Source organism: Mesorhizobium sp. M1307 (assembly GCF_040318155.1).
GTDB lineage: Bacteria > Pseudomonadota > Alphaproteobacteria > Rhizobiales > Rhizobiaceae > Mesorhizobium.
Window position 1 is genome coordinate 1 of the sequence record NZ_JAMYLR010000117.1, and the last position, 684, is coordinate 684.

The window sequence follows — 684 nt, forward strand, 5'->3', positions numbered from 1 at the left end:
GGAAGGGTTAGCGCCTTGGCCCTGTTCCTCGCCGCCGTCCGGTTCTTCACCAGCGCCTCGCGCGCCATGTGCAGGTCCTTGAGGTCATTGAGGATCGGGCTGCGCACCGGTCGTGCTTCGAGGTCGAGAAGAGCGCCCATGCGCGCCAGCATGGCGGCGTCCAGCCGGTCGGTCTTGGCGATCCTGCCGGTGGCCTCGGCGAAGCGCCGGGCTTGGCGTGGGTTGACCTTGACCAGCGCAAGGCCAGCCGCCGCCAGCTTCCGCTCAAAGGCCCGGTGATATGGACCTGTCGGCTCATAGACGATGCGTACGCCGGGCGGGTCCAACCGGCTCGGGCTCAACCAGCTCATGAACGCCTTGTGGCCGCGGCTGTCGTTGGCAAAACGCCGGCTCGCGCCGTCGCTCAGCCTGTGGGCGTCGAGATGGTCTTTCGAAATGTCGATCCCGATGGTATCGTTGGTCATCTTTCACTTGTCCTGTGCTTGTCGTTCGGAGCCGAACTCCGGGTATCCGTTCAGGCCTCAAGGGAAAGACGAGGGCGATCCGACTCTAGCTCGACCCGTCAAACGGTCAGCAATTCCACCGATCCGACCCTCGCCGCTGAGGGAGGGCGGCTACCCTCTCTCAGCGTTCCTTTCTGACCCATTCGGCAGCGAAAGTCATAAGACAAGCAATTCCAGGAAA

Annotated in this window: 1 protein-coding gene; it reads right to left on the minus strand. The window is 63.5% G+C overall.

All coding sequences use genetic code 11. The features are described from left to right. A partial coding sequence (locus NKH16_RS34895) for an IS110 family transposase (protein ID WP_352903984.1) occupies positions 1–464 on the minus strand: 464 nt, incomplete at its 3' end. Positions 465–684 lie beyond the last annotated feature (220 nt).